Consider the following 15,137-nt stretch of genomic DNA (forward strand, 5'->3'; position numbering starts at 1 on the left):
CGGCGCAGCGGCACCGCACGGCCCGTCGACCTGCGCGGCGGCAAGGCAGCGGCGGCGCTCAGTCCATCGACAGGCGCAGCGCGAAACCGATCAGCGCCGCGGAAAACGTCCAGCGCTGCACCGTCTGCGCGAGCGGATGCGCGCGCATCCACGCCGCGATGCGCGCCGCGCCGAACACGCAAGCGAGGTCGAAGCACACGCCGGCCGCAACCAGCAGCGCGCCGAGTTCGAACATCTGCACGACGACCGGCCCGGCCTCGGGCCGCACGAACTGCGGCAGCAGCACCGAGCAGAACAGCAGCGCCTTCGGGTTCAGCAGGTTCGTCAGCAGCCCCTTCACGAACGACTGCCGCAGCTCGCCCGCCGCCGCGTCGCCGTCGCCGAGCGCGAACACCGGCGAGCGGAACACCTGGATCGCGACATACGCGAGATAGAGCGCGCCGCCGTAGCGAATCACCTCGTACAGCCACGGCGCGCTGCGGATCAGCGCCGCGACGCCGCATGCGGACAGCGTCACGTGCGCGGTGCGCGCGAACGACAGGCCGGCCGCCGCCGCCATTCCCGGCCGCACGCCGCGGCCGATGCTGGTCTGCAGCACGAGCGCCATGTCGGGCCCCGGCACCGCATAAATGGCCGCCAGCGCGGCGAGATAGATCAACAGCAAATGCGTGGAAATCATGTTCTGCCCCCGTCCTTCAATGACGATATGTTGCCGCTGAAGAAGGAGGGATTATTGGCCATCTTTATCCCGGAATTGGCGATCCATAGCGGAATCCGCCACAATCTCCAAATCAGAACATGGATTCCGCCAACATGACCGAACTCGACAAAACCGATCGCGCGATCCTCGCTGCGGTGCAGCGCGACGGCCGCCTGCCGATCGCGCGTCTCGCCGAATCCGTCGGCCTGTCCGAGACGCCTTGCGCGCGGCGCCTCAAACGTCTCGAAAGCGACGGCTACATCGAGTGCTACCGCGCGCAACTGTCGCGCCAGGCGCTCGGCTTCGGCGTCGTCGCGTTCGTGCTGGTGCGGTTCGCGACGCACGACCGCAAGGTCGCCGACCGGTTCGAACGGGAAGTGCTGGGCATCGAGCGGATCCTCGCGTGCCACAACGTCGCGGGCACGGCCGACTACCTGCTGCAGGTGGTCGCGCGCGATCTCGACGACTACGGCACGTTCCTGCGCGACTCGCTGCGGATGCTGCCGGGCGTGACGTCGATCGAATCGGCGCTGTCGCTGCGCGAGGTGAAGCACGACGCGGGGTTGCCGGTGCCGTGACGCGCGCGGCGGCCCGCGCCGATGTAACGCTCGTTCACATTGCCGGCGGCGCCGGCGTCACGCGATGTCCGGCGCCTGGTGCGCGCGCTCGAGATCCTCGAGAAACGCCTCCACGAGCGGATTACCGCGCCCGTTGCGCGCGACGACCATGTGAAACGTCACGTCGTAGCGCAGTTGCTCCGGATTGAGCGGCGCGAGCAGCCCCTGCGCGACGTACGGCGCCGCGAAGTGCTGCGGCAGGTAGCCGAGGTGGTGACCGGACAGGATCAGCAGCGCGACGGCCTCCATGTTGTCGGCGGTCGCGGTCACGCGGTCGGGCGTCGTCGACATCTGCGCTTCCGGCAGCGGATACGAGCGCCACGCCCATTCGAAGCCCGCGACGTCGGCCGGCGTCAGCGTGCCGGCGCCGTCGAACAGCGGATGGCCGCGGCCGCAGTACGCGACCTGGCGCTCGACGAACAGCGGCGTGTAGTGCAGCGACGGCACGCGGTGCCAGAAATAGCCGACCGCGATCTGGATCTCGTCGCTCAGCAGCTTCTCCTCGAGATCGCCCGGCGCGCGCACGGAGATCGAGAAGCGCACGGCCTCGTCGCGCGTGCGAAACGCGGCGATCGCCTCGGCGATCCGCGCGTTCTGGCTCACCGGCGTATGGCCGATCAGGCCGATATTCAGCGTGCCGACCAGCTGGCGGTCCATGTGCCGCGCGGCCACCCCGAATTCGTCGAGCGCCGCGAGCAGCTTGCGGCTCATCGCATGGAACCGTTCGCCCTTCGGCGTGAGCCGGAAACCGCTGCGGCCGCGCTCGCAGAGCCGGTAGCCGAGCCGCGTCTCGAGCGACGCCAACTGCGCGCTGATCGTCGACTGCCCGACGTTCAGCACGGCCTGCGCGGCCGATACGCCGCCCGCGTCCGTGACCGCGAGAAACACGCGGATCAACCGCAGATCGAGGGTCGACAGATTCCCCAGCACGCTCTTCCCCTTCCATACATCGATGAAAATCGATGTTAACGTCGATATCTTCGCATTCTTCTTTCCCGGCGGAGCGCGTAAAACTGTGCGCCAAGCCGCGTCGAATGATACGGCAACCCCACATCGGAAGAGGCGCCCCATGAACGACCACACCCATTTCCAGCCGCTCGGCGGCAACGAGATGCCGCGCTGCGGCGGCATCGCGACGATGATGCGCCTGCCGCACGTGGCGAGCGCCGAAGGCCTCGACGCATGCTTCGTCGGCGTGCCGTTCGACCTCGGTACGTCCAACCGCACCGGCGCGCGCTTCGGCCCGCGCCAGATCCGCACCGAATCCGTGCTGCTGCGCCCGTACAACATGGCCACGCGCGCCGCGCCGTTCGATTCGCTGCAGGTCGCCGACATCGGCGACGTCGCGATCAATCCCTACAACCTGCACGATTCCATCGCGCGTATCGAAGCCGCATACGACGCGATCCTCGAGCACGACTGCAAGCCGGTCACGCTCGGCGGCGACCATACGATCGCGCTGCCGATCCTGCGCGCGATCCACCGCAAGCACGGCAAGGTTGCATTGATCCACGTCGATGCACACGCCGACGTGAACGACACGATGATGGGCGAAAAGATCGCGCACGGCACGCCGTTCCGCCGCGCCGTCGAGGAAGGCCTGCTGCACGGCGACAAGGTCACGCAGATCGGCCTGCGCGGCACGGGTTACGCCGCCGAGGATTTCGACTGGTGCCGCGAGCAGGGCTTCCGCGTCGTCCAGGCCGAGGAATGCTGGAACAAGTCGCTCGCGCCGCTGATGGAAGAAGTGCGCGAGCGCGTCGGCGACACGCCCGTCTACATCAGCTTCGACATCGACGGCATCGATCCGGCCTACGCGCCGGGCACGGGCACGCCGGAAATCGCGGGCCTCACGGTGCCGCAGGCGCTCGAGATCATCCGCGGCGCGAAGGGGCTGAACATCGTCGGCTGCGATCTCGTCGAGGTCGCGCCGCCGTACGACCCGTTCGGCACCACGGCGCTGCTCGGCGCGAACCTCGCATACGAGCTGCTGTGCGTGCTGCCGGGCGTCAAGTACCGCGACTGATCCCGCGCCGCCATCTATTCCAAATCAGAGGATTCCAGAGGAGCACACATAAAGATGGGGACTTCCGTCAAGCAACCGAAGCGGGCGGCGCTCGCTTCGTTCGTCGGCACCACGATCGAGTGGTACGACTTCTATAGCTACGCGACCGCCGCCGCCATCGTGTTCGGGCCGCTGTTCTTTCCCGGCGAAAACCGCTTCGTCAGCCTGCTCGCATCGTTCGGCTCGTTCGCGGTCGGCTTCTTCGCGCGGCCGCTCGGCGGCGTGATGTTCGGCTATCTCGGCGACCGCTTCGGCCGCAAGCGTTCGCTGCTCGCGACGCTGATGCTGATGGCCGTATCGACGGTCGCGATCGGCCTGCTGCCGACCCATGCGCAAGCCGGTGTGATCGCACCGATCCTCCTCGTGCTGATGCGCGTGCTGCAAGGCATCGCGGTCGGCGGCGAATGGGGCGGCGCGGTGCTGCTCGCCGGCGAGCATGCGCCCGAAGGCAAGCGCACGTTCTTCGCGTCGTTCGCGCAGCTCGGCAGCGCGAGCGGCCTGATCCTGTCGATGCTCGCGTTCGGCGCGATCAGCACGCTGTCGAAGGACGACATGATGAGCTGGGGCTGGCGCGTGCCGTTCCTCGCGAGCGCCGTGCTGCTGGTGGTCGGCTTCGTGATCCGCGCGAGCGTGTCCGAGTCGCCCGAGTTCGAGGAAGTCAGGAAGAGCGGCAACACCGCGCAAAACCCTGTGCGCGAAGCGCTCAAGTACTGGCCGCTGCTGCTGCTCGCGATCGGCGCGAACGTGTACGGCATCGCCGGCGTGTATTTCAGCAACATCTTCATGATCAGCTACGCGACCCAGTTCCTGTCGCTCGACCGGTCGATGGTGCTGCATTGCATGACGATCGTCGCGGTGCTGCAGTTCGTCGTACAGCTCGCGGCCGCGTTCCTCGCGCAGCGCTTCGGCACCACGCGCGTGCTGCTGATCACCGGCGCATGGGCCGCGATCGTCCCGTTCGCGATGCTGCCGCTCGTGCACATGGGCACGCCGCTGTCGATCACGGTCGGCGTCGGCCTCGCCACGCTCGCGGAATCGGGCTACTACTCGGTGGTCGCGGGCTTCGTCAGCGGCATCTTCGTCGCGCGGATCCGCTATACGGCGATCTCGATCGCATACCAGGTGTGCGGCGCGCTCGCCGGCGGCCTCACGCCGCTCGTCGCGACCATCATCGCGCAGAACACCGCACCGCAATGGTGGCCGCTCGCGATCCAGTATACGAGTGCCGCGATCCTGTCTTCGCTGTGCGTGTGGCTGATCTCGCGCCGCGTCGGCATCGACGATGCCGGGGCGCCCGGCAAGGTGAACGAGCCGTTGCCGCACGGCGCGCGCACCGCGTAACGTCCGCAACGGGCAGGTTGCTTCACTCGCCTGCCCGGTCATCGCATGCAAGGGGCGGCACAACCACGCCGCCCTTTTTCATTTCCCCGCCGAAAGGCCGGGCGCACGGCGAGCATCGCGTTGCGCTTGGCGCCGAACACGCTGCAGAACCGGCCGTGCGGGCGGGTGCAGTCGTCGCGACAGGCGCGGTGCTTGCTATTGCACCTGGCTGCGCAGCGCCTTCGCCGCCGCGACCATGTTCGTCAGCGCCGGAATCACTTCCGTCCACTGGCGCGTCTTCAGGCCGCAATCCGGGTTCACCCACAGACGCTCCGCCGGAATCCGCTCGGCCGCCTTCTTCATCAGGCCGACGATGTGATCCTGCGTCGGAATGTTCGGCGAATGGATGTCGTACACGCCCGGCCCGATCTCGTTCGGATACCTGAAGCTGTCGAACGCGTCGAGCAGCTCCATGTCCGAGCGCGACGTCTCGATCGTGATCACGTCCGCGTCCATGTCGGCGATCGACGCGATGATGTCGTTGAACTCCGAATAGCACATGTGCGTATGGATCTGCGTATCGTCCTGCACGCCGTTCGCGGTGATGCGGAACGACTCGACCGCCCACTTCAGGTACTCGCTCCATTGCGCGCGGCGCAGCGGCAGCCCTTCGCGCAGCGCGGCCTCGTCGATCTGGATCACGCGCACGCCGGCCTTCTCGAGATCGAGCACTTCCTCGCGAATCGCGAGCGCGAGCTGGTAGCACGACACCGAGCGCGGCTGGTCGTCGCGCACGAACGACCAGTTCAGGATCGTCACGGGGCCGGTCAGCATGCCCTTCATCGGCTTGTTCGTCAGCGACTGCGCATACGCGATCCATTCGACCGTCATCGCCTTCGGACGGCTGATGTCGCCGAACAGGATCGGCGGCTTCACGCAGCGCGAACCGTACGACTGCACCCAGCCGAACTGGCTGAACGCGTAGCCGTCGAGCTGCTCGCCGAAGTATTCGACCATGTCGTTGCGCTCGGCTTCGCCGTGCACGAGCACGTCGAGCTCGAGCGACTCCTGTTCGCGAACGCTGCGTTCGATTTCAGCCTTCATCGCCGTGCGGTAGCCGGCTTCATCGAGCGCACCTGCCTTGAACCGGCTGCGCGCCTGGCGGATTTCGGCGGTCTGCGGGAACGAGCCGATCGTCGTCGTCGGGAAGGCCGGCAGGTTCAGTCGCGCCGACTGCTTCGGTGCACGCTGCGTATACGGGCTCACGCGGTTGCCGAGCTGCGCGTCGATGCGCGCGATCGCCGCCTTCACCGCCGGGTTGTTCACGCGCGGCGAGCGGCGGCGCGAGTCGATCGCGGCGGCGTTCGCGGCAAGCGCATCGGCCACCTTGTCGCGGCCTTCGTTCAGCGCGATCGCGAGCACCTTCAGCTCGTCGAGCTTCTGCAGCGCGAACGCGAGCCACGAACGGATCTCCGCGTCGAGCTTCTCCTCGCTCGCGAGATCGACCGGCACGTGCAACAGCGAGCACGACGGCGCGAGCCACAGGCGATCGCCCAGTTGCTTCGCGAGCGGTTCGAGCCAGTCGAGCGTCGCGCTCAGGTCCGTCTTCCAGATGTTGCGGCCGTTGATCGCGCCGACCGACAGCACGCGCTCGGCCGGCAGCTCGCGCACCAGAGCGTCGATTTCGTCGCGCGCATTGATCGCGTCGACATGCAGCCCGTCGACCGGCAGCGAGCTCGCGAGCGTCAGGTTGTCCTGAAGCTGGCCGAAGTACGTAGCAAGCAGCAGCTTGATGCGACGCGTCTCCAGCACCGCATACGCGGTGCGGAACGCCTGCCGCCATTCGGCGTCGAGCTCGGTGACGAGAATCGGTTCGTCGATCTGCACCCATTCGACGCCCTGCGCGGTCAGCGTGTCGAGCAGCGCGCCGTACACGGGCAGCAGCTTCGGCAGCAGCGCGAGACGATCGGAATCGTCCTTCGCCTTGCCGAGCCACAGATACGTGACGGGGCCGATGATCACGGGCTTGGCATTCACGCCCTGCGCCTTCGCCTCGGCCAGTTGCTGCAGCAGGCGCGACGGGTCGAGCGAGAAGTTCGTGTCCGCGTGGAATTCCGGCACGATGTAGTGATAGTTCGTGTCGAACCACTTCGTCATTTCACCGGCCGAGACACCACCGCAGCACGCCGCATGCTCTTGCGCCGACTGCGCCGAACGGCCGCGCGCAACACGGAAATAGTTGTCGAGCACGTCGCCGTGGAAACCGTGCACGCGCTTAGGCAGGTTGCCGAGCATGAAGCTCATGTCGAGTACCTGGTCGTAGAACGCGAAATCGCCGATCGGCGCGAGATCGAGATCGCGCTGTTCGTTCCAGTGGCGCTGGCGCAGCTCGGCGCCGAGCGCCTTCAGCGCGTCGCGCGACGATTCGCCCTTCCAGTAGCGTTCGAGACCGAACTTGAGTTCGCGCTTCGCGCCGATGCGCGGAAAACCGAGGTTGTGTGTCCTGACCATGAAGCTGCCGTCCAGATGTAGTGAATGTCCGGCAGTCATGATAGGGATTTCAAACCATGAAATAAAATGGCATTATTTCATTCATCCATTAAATTTGTTCATGCATCTGTTGGGCGAGCGATATCCATGCTGGAACGATTCCATCTCGTCGTCATTCGTGAAGTCGAGCGCCAGGGCTCGCTGACCGCGGCCGCCAATGCGCTGCATCTCACGCAGTCGGCGCTCAGCCATACCGTCCGCAAAATCGAACAGCAGCTCGGCACGCCGATCTGGGATCGGGAAGGCCGCGGCCTGCGGCTCACGCAGGGCGGGCACTTTCTGCTGAAGCTCGCGAACCGGCTGCTGCCGCAGTTCGAACTCGCCGAGGAGCGGATGAGGCAGTACGCGAAGGGCGAGCGCGGCACGCTGCGCATCGGGATGGAGTGCCACCCGTGCTACCAGTGGCTGCTGAAGGTCGTGTCGCCGTATCTGTCGCGCTGGCCCGACGTCGACGTGGACGTGAAGCAGCGCTTCCAGTTCGGCGGCATCGGTGCGCTGTTCGGCTACGACATCGATGTGCTCGTCACGCCCGATCCGCTGAACAAGCCGGGCCTGCGCTTCGATCCCGTGTTCGACTACGAGCAGGTGCTGGTGGTCGCCGACTCGCATCGGTTCGCCAACGCCGACTACGTGACGCCCGAGCAACTGACCGACGAGATCCTGATCACGTACCCGGTCGAAACCGACCGGCTCGACATCTACAACCAGTTCCTGACGCCGGCCGGCATCGTGCCGAGGCGCCACAAGTCGATCGAGACGACCGACATCATGCTGCAGATGGTCGCGAGCGGGCGCGGCGTGGCCGCGCTGCCGAGATGGCTCGCCGACGAATACGCGGACCGGATGCCGGTCGTGCCGGTCAAGCTCGGCAAGCAGGGGATCGCGAAGCAGATCTTCCTCGGCATCCGCGAAGCGGATGCATCGATCGACTATCTGGCCGCGTTCGTCGCGCTGGCGCGCGAATCGACGTGGAGCGCGCCGCACATGCTGCGCTAGGCGCGCCCGTTGCAATGCGCGTCAGGCGGCACGCATGCCGATGCGTTCGTCGCGTTCCACCCATGCGCCGAACAGCAGGCCGATCGTCGTCCACATGATCGCCTGCATGCCGATGGCCGCGATGCGGAACTTCCACAGCACGGCGGCCGGGAACGCGGCCGGCACTTCGTTGATCGACGGCAGCCCGAACTGCACCGCCGCGATGATCGCGATGAATACGAGCCCCGCGACAATCGACGCATTCCATTGGCCGAGCGTCGCCAGCAGATGGCGGCGCACGCTGACCGAGAACGCCATCGTCGCGATCGAGATCGCGATCATCAGGAAGAACAGGCCCGTGCGATAGCCGATCGTGTCGGGATCGCCGACCGACGGCGGATTGGCCGGGTACTTGATGTTCGGCACGATCACGAGCGCGACGAATGCCGCCAGCGCAAGCCACGCGGCCAGCGGTCGTGCCGGAAGGCGGCCGCCTCGCCCGTATGCATACGCAAAGACCAGCGAGAACAGCCCGCCGAATGCCGCGCCGTAGGTCACGACACCCGTCAACAGGCCGAGGCCGGCCTGCGTGTCGCGGCTGACCAGTTCGTGCTCGTGCTCCGGCGCGTCGCCTTTGGCGGCCTCGAGCTTTTCTTCAAAGGAAATCGCCTGATCGACTTGCGGTTCGCCGACGATTTTCGCGAAACCGAACGTGAGGAGGCCCGCGGCGATGCCTGCGAGCATCCCGCGCATGAGCAGCTTTCCGACCATCGTGTACTCCGCGTCAGTGGCAGGGAAAGCCGAGCAGGTGGCGGCCGTCGTGGACGAATTCATGAACGACCATGCCCGGCACGAGCGACGTCGCGCCTTGTTCCGCGCCGACGAAATAGAGTGCGAGCAGCAGGATCAGGCCGGCGAACACGGCCCACGGCAGCAGTTCACGGACGGGGATGGGTGCCGGCACGACAACCGGCTTCAGCACTGCTTCGCTCATGGATGCACCTCAGGGGAATCGCGCCCCGGCAAATGTTGGATGGGTACGAAGGCAGGTCTGGCTTCCGGGATCGGGATTCCCCGGTTACAGTGGCGCGACCGCGCCGGGATTGCACCGGCTTCCGCGTTTCGTATCGGGCGAATTGTACGCGCGAACGTCCACGTCTTGAAGGAGTGAAAGCCCGCGGACGACCGCACGCCCGCCCCGGCCCATCCGAAAACCGACATGAACATGCATGCCTCGCTGCGCCTGATCGCACACGCATCGACCCGAGCGATGCGCACCGGCACGTTTCCCGACGACGATCCGCTCGATGCACGCGGGCTCGCAGGCGCCGCTGCGCTGCGCGACCGGTGGGCAGGCGTCGCCGGCTCGCTCGTGCTGTGCAGCCCCGCATGCTGCGCGCGGCAGACCGCCGATGCGCTCGGGCTGCATGCCGACATCGATGATGCGCTGCGCGACATCGACTACGAAAACTGGCGCGGCAAGCGGCTGCACGACCTCGCGCGCGATCTGCCGGACGAACTGGGTGCATGGATCGCCGATCCGTCAGCGTCGCCGCACGGCGGCGAATCGTTCGAAGCCGCCGCTCGCCGTGTCGGAATATGGTTGAACGCACTGCCGCCCGGCCGCGACATCGTCGCGATCACGCATGCGGCGATCGTTCGCGCGGCCGTCGCACACGCACTGCGGATGGATCCCGACGCTGCAACCCGCATCGACGTCGCGCCGCTGTCGTGCATGACCTTCATTGCATCGCCGCACGGCTGGACGTTGATGACGAACGACGATCGACGCGACACCGATGCGTAAGTCCCTGCGGTGTCGTGTTCACTATGTGGACAGAGATGCGAGCCGACGTGTCGCGTCTCTGTCGCATGCCGACGTTCACCTTACATCGCTGCAAGACATACCGTTCGTCGTCCCGATTGTCATCAAACTGACTGCTGGACGCAGCTAGGATCGGACGCGGTTCCCTTACGAGATGCCGTCATGAATCAACCCGCTTCGTCCACCGCGAACAATCGCGGCTCCGTCGAGCGCAACCGGCAGGTCGGCTATGCCTTCTTCCTGCTGGTGCTCGCGATCGGCGCCGTCTATATCGCCACGCACCTGATCGCCGATCTGTCGCCGGTCCGCGAAGGATCGCTGTTCCCGTACCTGATGCTCGGCGCCGCGCTGCTGATCGCGCTCGGCTTCGAATTCGTCAACGGCTTCCACGACACCGCGAACGCGGTCGCCACCGTGATCTATACGCACTCGCTGACGCCGAACGTCGCGGTGATCTGGTCCGGCATGTGGAACTTCCTCGGCGTGATGGTCTCGAGCGGCGCTGTCGCGTTCGGCATCCTGCAGTTGCTGCCTGTCGAGCTGATCCTGCAGGTCGGCAGCGGCGCGGGCTTCGCGATGGTGTTCGCGCTGCTGATCGCCGCAATCGTCTGGAACCTCGCGACCTGGTATTTCGGGTTGCCTTCGTCGAGCTCGCATACGCTGATCGGCTCGATCATCGGCGTCGGGCTGATGAACCAGTTGATGCACGGGCCGTCGGGCACGAGCGGCGTCGACTGGGGCCAGGCGCTCGGCGTCGGCAAGTCGCTGCTGCTCTCGCCGATCGTCGGCTTCCTGTGCGCGTCGCTGCTGCTGCTCGTGCTGAAGGCCGTCGTGCGGATTCCCGAGCTGTACAAGGAGCCGCCGAAGGACCAGCCGCCGCCGTTCTGGATTCGCTGCCTGCTGATCCTGACCTGCACGGGCGTGTCGTTCGCGCACGGTTCGAACGACGGGCAGAAAGGGATGGGCCTCATCATGCTGATCCTGATCGGCACGGTGCCGACCGCGTATGCGCTGAACAAGGCCGTTACGCCTGCCGAATCGCAGACCTTCGTTGCGGTCGCGAACCAGGCCGCCGCGACCTTCGGGAAATACACGAACGGCGTCGCGCCGTCCGCGAACCCGCGCGCCGACGTCGAGCACTACGTGCAGCGTCGCGAGCTGACGCCCGCCGTGCTGCCGGCCGTACAGCAGTTGTCGACGTCGCTCGCGACTGAGGTTGGTGCGTCGGGCTCGATGGCGGCGGTGCCGCAGCGCGACGTCGACAACGTACGCAACACGATGTATCTGGTGTCCGAAGCAATTCGTCTGATCGAGAAGTCGGGCCAGCCCGCGCTTGCCGCTGACGACAAGCTCGCGATCGACAACTATCGCAAGCAGCTCGACCACGCGACCAAGTTCATTCCGACCTGGGTGAAGGTCGCCGTTGCGATCGCATTGGGTCTCGGCACGATGGTCGGCTGGAAACGGATCGTCGTGACCGTCGGCGAGAAAATCGGCAAGCAGCATTTGACGTACGGACAGGGCGCGTCGGCGGAACTCGTCGCGATGCTGACGATCGGCGCAGCCGACGTGTACGGGCTGCCCGTTTCGACGACACACGTGCTGTCGTCGGGCGTCGCGGGCACGATGGCGGCGAACGGGTCCGGGTTGCAATGGAGCACGGTGCGCAGCCTCGTACTCGCGTGGGTGCTGACGCTGCCGGCGTCGATCGCACTTGCGGGCGGGCTCTACTGGTTGTTCCGGTCGCTGGCCTGATCGGGGACGCAGCGGGTGGCCGGCCGAAGCCGGCCGCCTGCTGTTGGAGACTCGACCTTCGCTTCTTCGCTCCGACGTCGACGCATCCGGTGCGCCCATCCCACATCGCGAGCTGTCCCCTCTTCCTTTTCCGAATTGGAGCGCAAGATCTGGAACGCGCCGGCGCACGGATGTCGCTAGACTGGGTTCATCAACTTCCATCGTGGACTCAGCCGTGCGTGCAACGTTTCCTGAGCATTCCGAGCGACCGCACGGCGCCACACTGCTGACGAACGAGGTACGCCCGTGAACATCGCCGACCTGCAACCTGCCGTCGAATCGCTGGATATCGCGCAACGCGTCGACACGGTCGACTGGACGACCGTCGATGCCGAGCTCGATCGCTACGGATGCGCGCGCGTGCCGGGCCTGATTTCGGCAAGCGAGTGCGATGCGCTCGCATCGCTTTATCCGCGGGATGCGCTCTGTCGTTCACGCGTCGTGATGGCGCGACACGGATTCGGGCGCGGCGAATACAAGTATTTCGCCTATCCGCTGCCTGCGACCGTCGCCGAGTTGCGTACCACGATCTACCCGCATCTCACGCCGATCGCGAATCGCTGGAACCAGGCACTCGGGATCGACGTCCGCTATCCGAAAGACCATGCGACCTTCCTCGATCGCTGCCACGCGGCGGGACAGACACGACCGACGCCGCTGATCCTGCAATACTGCGCCGACGACTTCAACTGCCTTCATCAGGACCTGTATGGCGAGAACGTGTTTCCGCTGCAGGTCGCGATCCTGCTGTCGGCGCCGGGACGCGATTTCACGGGAGGAGAGTTCGTGTTGACGGAACAGCGGCCACGCATGCAGTCGCGTGCGGAAGTGGTGCCGCTGACGCAAGGCGACGCGGTGATCTTTGCCGTGCACGGCAGGCCCGTGCAAGGAACGCGCGGCGTCTATCGCGTCAACCTGCGCCACGGCGTAAGCCGGATCAGAAGCGGCCACCGCCACACGGTCGGCATCATCTTCCATGACGCGCAGTAACGGTAATCGGGACGAGCGCGATACGGTCGTGCGGTTGATCACGCGGATGGGTTCGCGCGGTAAACATCGCACGTCTGTCGCGCCAGTCGCGTGTAATCGTTCCGAGGACGTTACGGCCACGCATCGCCGCACGATCTGCCCGCCCGTCAGGTCATCACAGCCATGACGATTCGACGTTGCTTGCGAGCGACAGGAAACCAAAACACTCACCTGTCGCGGCACAAACGCGATTAGCAGTCCGTCCTACCCTCGAGCCACATTCGCCCGCAGCCGATCGCCTGCATCGGAGGCCAATCGCGCGTAGCCCGGCAACGTCAGCAGTGCGAGCACGCCCGCCGCAACGAATGCCCAGCGGAAATCGTCGAGCACGTAATGCATGCCGGCCGCATCGCCACGCACCAACGCCGCGAGCCGCAGCGACAACGCGCCGAACGCGATCCCCATCCCGATCGTCATTTGCTGCGCAGCGCTCCACAACGTGCTGGCCGCGCTCGTCTGGTGAGCCGGGATATCCGCATAGGCCAGCGTCGCGAGCGTCGTGAACTGCATCGACCGCGTCAGCCCGTAGACGAATACGACGAACAGCGTGATCGTCAGCGGCGTCGATGCGGTCAGCCAGCCGCATACGATCGTGAAGATGCCGACGAGCGTCACGTCGACGAGCGCGACGCGCCGGAAACCATAGCGGTCGAGGATCCACGACGTTCCCGCCTTCATGCCGAGATTGCCGAGCGCACTCGCGAGCAGCAGCAAACCGGACTGGAACGGCGACAGTCCGAAACCGATCTGGAACAGCAGCGGCAGCAGGTACGGCACGGCGTTGATCGCCATCCGCGTGATCGAGCCGGTGATCACCGTCACCGAGAACGTCGGTACCTTCAGCGTCGTGAAATCGAGCAGCGGATGCACGCAACGTTGCGCATGCAACCATGCGGCCATGCCGAACAATACGCTCGCGCCCACCAGGACGGCCGCGCGCGTGAAGTGGACATCCTGCTGGCCGGCCGCCTCGGTGCCGATCAACAGACAGGTCAGTGCTCCGCCGGCCAGCACGAAGCCGACCCAATCGAGCGGCCGCTGCTCGTCGGCCCGCGTGTTCCGGACGATCAGCCAGGTACAGACGAGCGCGGCGATGCCGAACGGGACGTTCAACAGGAAGATCCATCGCCAGGACGCATAGGTCGTGATGAAACCGCCGATCGGCGGCCCGACGACGGGCGCGACGATGCCCGGCCACGTGATCGTCGCGATCGCACGCATCAGCCTTGCTTTCTCGGTGCTGCGCACGACGATCATCCGCCCGACCGGCACCATCATCGCTCCGCCGACACCCTGCAGCAGCCGCGCAGCCGTGAACGTCACCACGCCATCGGACAGCCCGCACAGCACCGACGCGCCGGTAAAGACGACGATCGCGCTGGCGAACACCGTGCGCGATCCATATCGATCCGCGATCCAGCCGCTGATCGGGATGAACACCGCAAGCGCAAGCATGTAGGCCGTCATCCCGAGGCTCAGCGCGTTCGGCCCGACGCCGAACGAATGCGCCATTTGCGGCAGCGCGGTCGCGATCACGGTCGTGTCGAGGTACTCCATGAAGAACGTTGCGGCGACGAGATACGGCAAGAAGTCGGTCGTCCGACCACCTTGGGCAGGGCTGTCAGTCATGAATGCAGGAGATGGAATGCGAAAAACACCGACCGCCAATAGGTGTAGACAAGCACCGGGATCGGGGGCGAATGGCGATATTACCCTGAAGGGCTTTGCATTCGCTTCGCCGACTCATGTCGCACGAATGCACTTTATGCGCATAGATTTCGGGGACGGTTTCGTGCTGCGCTCGCCGAGTGACGTCCTCGGACAGCTCGAGGCAAAGCCCGACTGCGGTGCCGTTGCCCGGCGCGCCCCGCATTTCCGGCGCGCCAATGCAAAAACCCCCGCCTTTTGAGCGGGGGTTTCTGGCTTAGGGGAGCCTGACGATTACCTACTTTCACACGGGAATCCGCACTATCATCGGCGTAGAGTCGTTTCACGGTCCTGTTCGGGATGGGAAGGGGTGGGACCGACTCGCTATGGTCATCAGGCAAAGAGGGTTGTCGCAACGCTTCGCGTTACGACCAATCGGGAAGAAGCAGTAATCTTGGGTTGTGTGTATCACACACGAGAATCAACAAGTTCTGTAAGACAGACTTGTTATAGGATCAAGCCTTACGGGCAATTAGTATCAGTTAGCTGAACGCATTACTGCGCTTACACACCTGACCTATCAACGTCCTGGTCTCGAACGACCCTTCAAGGGGA

14 protein-coding genes, 2 rRNA genes and 1 riboswitch are annotated in these 15,137 nt (G+C 65.6%); of the genes, 8 read left to right on the forward strand and 8 right to left on the reverse strand.

What is annotated here, in order from left to right:
- Positions 1-58: 58 nt before the first annotated feature.
- On the reverse strand, positions 59-679 hold the full coding sequence (locus BT264_RS31215) for a LysE family translocator (protein ID WP_072443771.1): 621 nt from the start codon (positions 677-679) through the stop codon (positions 59-61).
- A gap of 134 nt (positions 680-813) precedes the next feature.
- On the opposite strand from BT264_RS31215, the gene BT264_RS31220 reads away from it, so the two are divergent.
- A complete protein-coding gene (locus BT264_RS31220) occupies positions 814-1,278 on the forward strand; it encodes an Lrp/AsnC family transcriptional regulator (RefSeq protein ID WP_072443817.1) in 465 nt (154 codons plus the stop codon).
- A 57-nt stretch (positions 1,279-1,335) separates the two neighbouring features.
- Here the strand turns inward: BT264_RS31220 and BT264_RS31225 are convergent, their stop codons facing one another.
- On the reverse strand, positions 1,336-2,247 hold the full coding sequence (locus tag BT264_RS31225; protein WP_072443774.1) for a LysR family transcriptional regulator: 912 nt from the start codon (positions 2,245-2,247) through the stop codon (positions 1,336-1,338).
- A gap of 139 nt (positions 2,248-2,386) precedes the next feature.
- Here BT264_RS31225 and speB point away from each other — a divergent pair, with 139 nt between their 5' ends.
- Both speB and BT264_RS31235 read left to right on the forward strand, forming a co-directional pair.
- Complete coding sequence (gene speB, locus BT264_RS31230; RefSeq protein WP_072443776.1) at positions 2,387-3,343, forward strand: agmatinase; 957 nt, start codon at positions 2,387-2,389, stop codon at positions 3,341-3,343.
- A 54-nt stretch (positions 3,344-3,397) separates the two neighbouring features.
- On the forward strand, positions 3,398-4,723 hold the full coding sequence (locus BT264_RS31235; protein ID WP_072443778.1) for an MFS transporter: 1,326 nt from the start codon (positions 3,398-3,400) through the stop codon (positions 4,721-4,723).
- 195 nt (positions 4,724-4,918) lie between these two features.
- On the opposite strand, the gene metE is transcribed toward BT264_RS31235, so the two are convergent.
- Positions 4,919-7,213 carry a 5-methyltetrahydropteroyltriglutamate--homocysteine S-methyltransferase gene (metE, locus tag BT264_RS31240; protein WP_072443779.1) on the reverse strand — a complete coding sequence of 765 codons (2,295 nt, stop codon included), beginning with the start codon at positions 7,211-7,213 and terminating at the stop codon, positions 4,919-4,921.
- Positions 7,214-7,339: 126 nt separating this feature from the next.
- Between metE and BT264_RS31245 the strand changes: the two genes are divergently transcribed.
- Positions 7,340-8,248, forward strand: a complete 909-nt coding sequence (locus BT264_RS31245) for a LysR family transcriptional regulator (RefSeq protein WP_072443781.1) — start codon at positions 7,340-7,342, stop codon at positions 8,246-8,248.
- Positions 8,249-8,269: 21 nt separating this feature from the next.
- On the opposite strand, the gene BT264_RS31250 is transcribed toward BT264_RS31245, so the two are convergent.
- Together BT264_RS31250 and BT264_RS31255 are read right to left on the reverse strand one after the other, a co-directional pair.
- Positions 8,270-8,998: a CbtA family protein gene (locus BT264_RS31250; protein ID WP_072443793.1), complete on the reverse strand. Its 729-nt coding sequence runs from the start codon at positions 8,996-8,998 to the stop codon at positions 8,270-8,272.
- A gap of 13 nt (positions 8,999-9,011) precedes the next feature.
- Entirely contained in the window at positions 9,012-9,221 is a 210-nt protein-coding gene (locus tag BT264_RS31255; protein WP_072443795.1) for a CbtB domain-containing protein, read from the reverse strand.
- A gap of 32 nt (positions 9,222-9,253) precedes the next feature.
- Positions 9,254-9,396: riboswitch (cobalamin riboswitch) on the reverse strand.
- Between the two features lie 50 nt (positions 9,397-9,446).
- Here BT264_RS31255 and BT264_RS31260 point away from each other — a divergent pair.
- From BT264_RS31260 to BT264_RS31270, 3 genes are all read left to right on the forward strand, one after another.
- Positions 9,447-10,034 carry a histidine phosphatase family protein gene (locus BT264_RS31260; protein WP_072443797.1) on the forward strand — a complete coding sequence of 196 codons (588 nt, stop codon included), beginning with the start codon at positions 9,447-9,449 and terminating at the stop codon, positions 10,032-10,034.
- Between the two features lie 180 nt (positions 10,035-10,214).
- The gene (locus BT264_RS31265) at positions 10,215-11,807 is read left to right on the forward strand and encodes an inorganic phosphate transporter (RefSeq protein ID WP_072443799.1); all 1,593 of its coding nucleotides are present in this window, start codon (positions 10,215-10,217) and stop codon (positions 11,805-11,807) included.
- A gap of 285 nt (positions 11,808-12,092) precedes the next feature.
- Positions 12,093-12,836: a 2OG-Fe(II) oxygenase gene (locus BT264_RS31270; protein WP_072443801.1), complete on the forward strand. Its 744-nt coding sequence runs from the start codon at positions 12,093-12,095 to the stop codon at positions 12,834-12,836.
- Positions 12,837-13,079: 243 nt separating this feature from the next.
- Here the strand turns inward: BT264_RS31270 and BT264_RS31275 are convergent, their stop codons facing one another.
- On the reverse strand, positions 13,080-14,504 hold the full coding sequence (locus tag BT264_RS31275) for a DHA2 family efflux MFS transporter permease subunit (protein WP_072443803.1): 1,425 nt from the start codon (positions 14,502-14,504) through the stop codon (positions 13,080-13,082).
- A 16-nt stretch (positions 14,505-14,520) separates the two neighbouring features.
- On the opposite strand from BT264_RS31275, the gene BT264_RS38690 reads away from it, so the two are divergent.
- On the forward strand, positions 14,521-14,784 hold the full coding sequence (locus tag BT264_RS38690) for a hypothetical protein (protein ID WP_143155785.1): 264 nt from the start codon (positions 14,521-14,523) through the stop codon (positions 14,782-14,784).
- Positions 14,785-14,807: 23 nt separating this feature from the next.
- Here BT264_RS38690 and rrf read toward each other — a convergent pair.
- Positions 14,808-14,920: ribosomal RNA gene (gene rrf, locus BT264_RS31280) — 5S ribosomal RNA — on the reverse strand.
- A gap of 113 nt (positions 14,921-15,033) precedes the next feature.
- Positions 15,034-15,137: ribosomal RNA gene (locus BT264_RS31285) — 23S ribosomal RNA — on the reverse strand; the annotation flags it as partial.

This window comes from Burkholderia sp. NFPP32 (assembly GCF_900119325.1).
GTDB lineage: Bacteria > Pseudomonadota > Gammaproteobacteria > Burkholderiales > Burkholderiaceae > Burkholderia > Burkholderia pyrrocinia_C.

Bases quoted from the DNA above. Each gene is read 5' to 3' on its own strand.
- BT264_RS31220 (WP_072443817.1), top strand. From the start codon at position 814: ATGACCGAACTCGACAAAACCGATCGCGCGATCCTCGCTGCGGTGCAG.
- BT264_RS31265 (WP_072443799.1), top strand. From the start codon at position 10,215: ATGAATCAACCCGCTTCGTCCACCGCGAACAATCGCGGCTCCGTCGAG.
- BT264_RS38690 (WP_143155785.1), top strand. From the start codon at position 14,521: ATGCGAAAAACACCGACCGCCAATAGGTGTAGACAAGCACCGGGATCG.
- BT264_RS31245 (WP_072443781.1), top strand. From the start codon at position 7,340: ATGCTGGAACGATTCCATCTCGTCGTCATTCGTGAAGTCGAGCGCCAG.
- BT264_RS31275 (WP_072443803.1), bottom strand. From the start codon at position 14,504: ATGACTGACAGCCCTGCCCAAGGTGGTCGGACGACCGACTTCTTGCCG.
- BT264_RS31250 (WP_072443793.1), bottom strand. From the start codon at position 8,998: ATGGTCGGAAAGCTGCTCATGCGCGGGATGCTCGCAGGCATCGCCGCG.
- BT264_RS31215 (WP_072443771.1), bottom strand. From the start codon at position 679: ATGATTTCCACGCATTTGCTGTTGATCTATCTCGCCGCGCTGGCGGCC.
- speB (WP_072443776.1), top strand. From the start codon at position 2,387: ATGAACGACCACACCCATTTCCAGCCGCTCGGCGGCAACGAGATGCCG.
- BT264_RS31255 (WP_072443795.1), bottom strand. From the start codon at position 9,221: ATGAGCGAAGCAGTGCTGAAGCCGGTTGTCGTGCCGGCACCCATCCCC.
- BT264_RS31235 (WP_072443778.1), top strand. From the start codon at position 3,398: ATGGGGACTTCCGTCAAGCAACCGAAGCGGGCGGCGCTCGCTTCGTTC.
- metE (WP_072443779.1), bottom strand. From the start codon at position 7,213: ATGGTCAGGACACACAACCTCGGTTTTCCGCGCATCGGCGCGAAGCGC.
- BT264_RS31260 (WP_072443797.1), top strand. From the start codon at position 9,447: ATGAACATGCATGCCTCGCTGCGCCTGATCGCACACGCATCGACCCGA.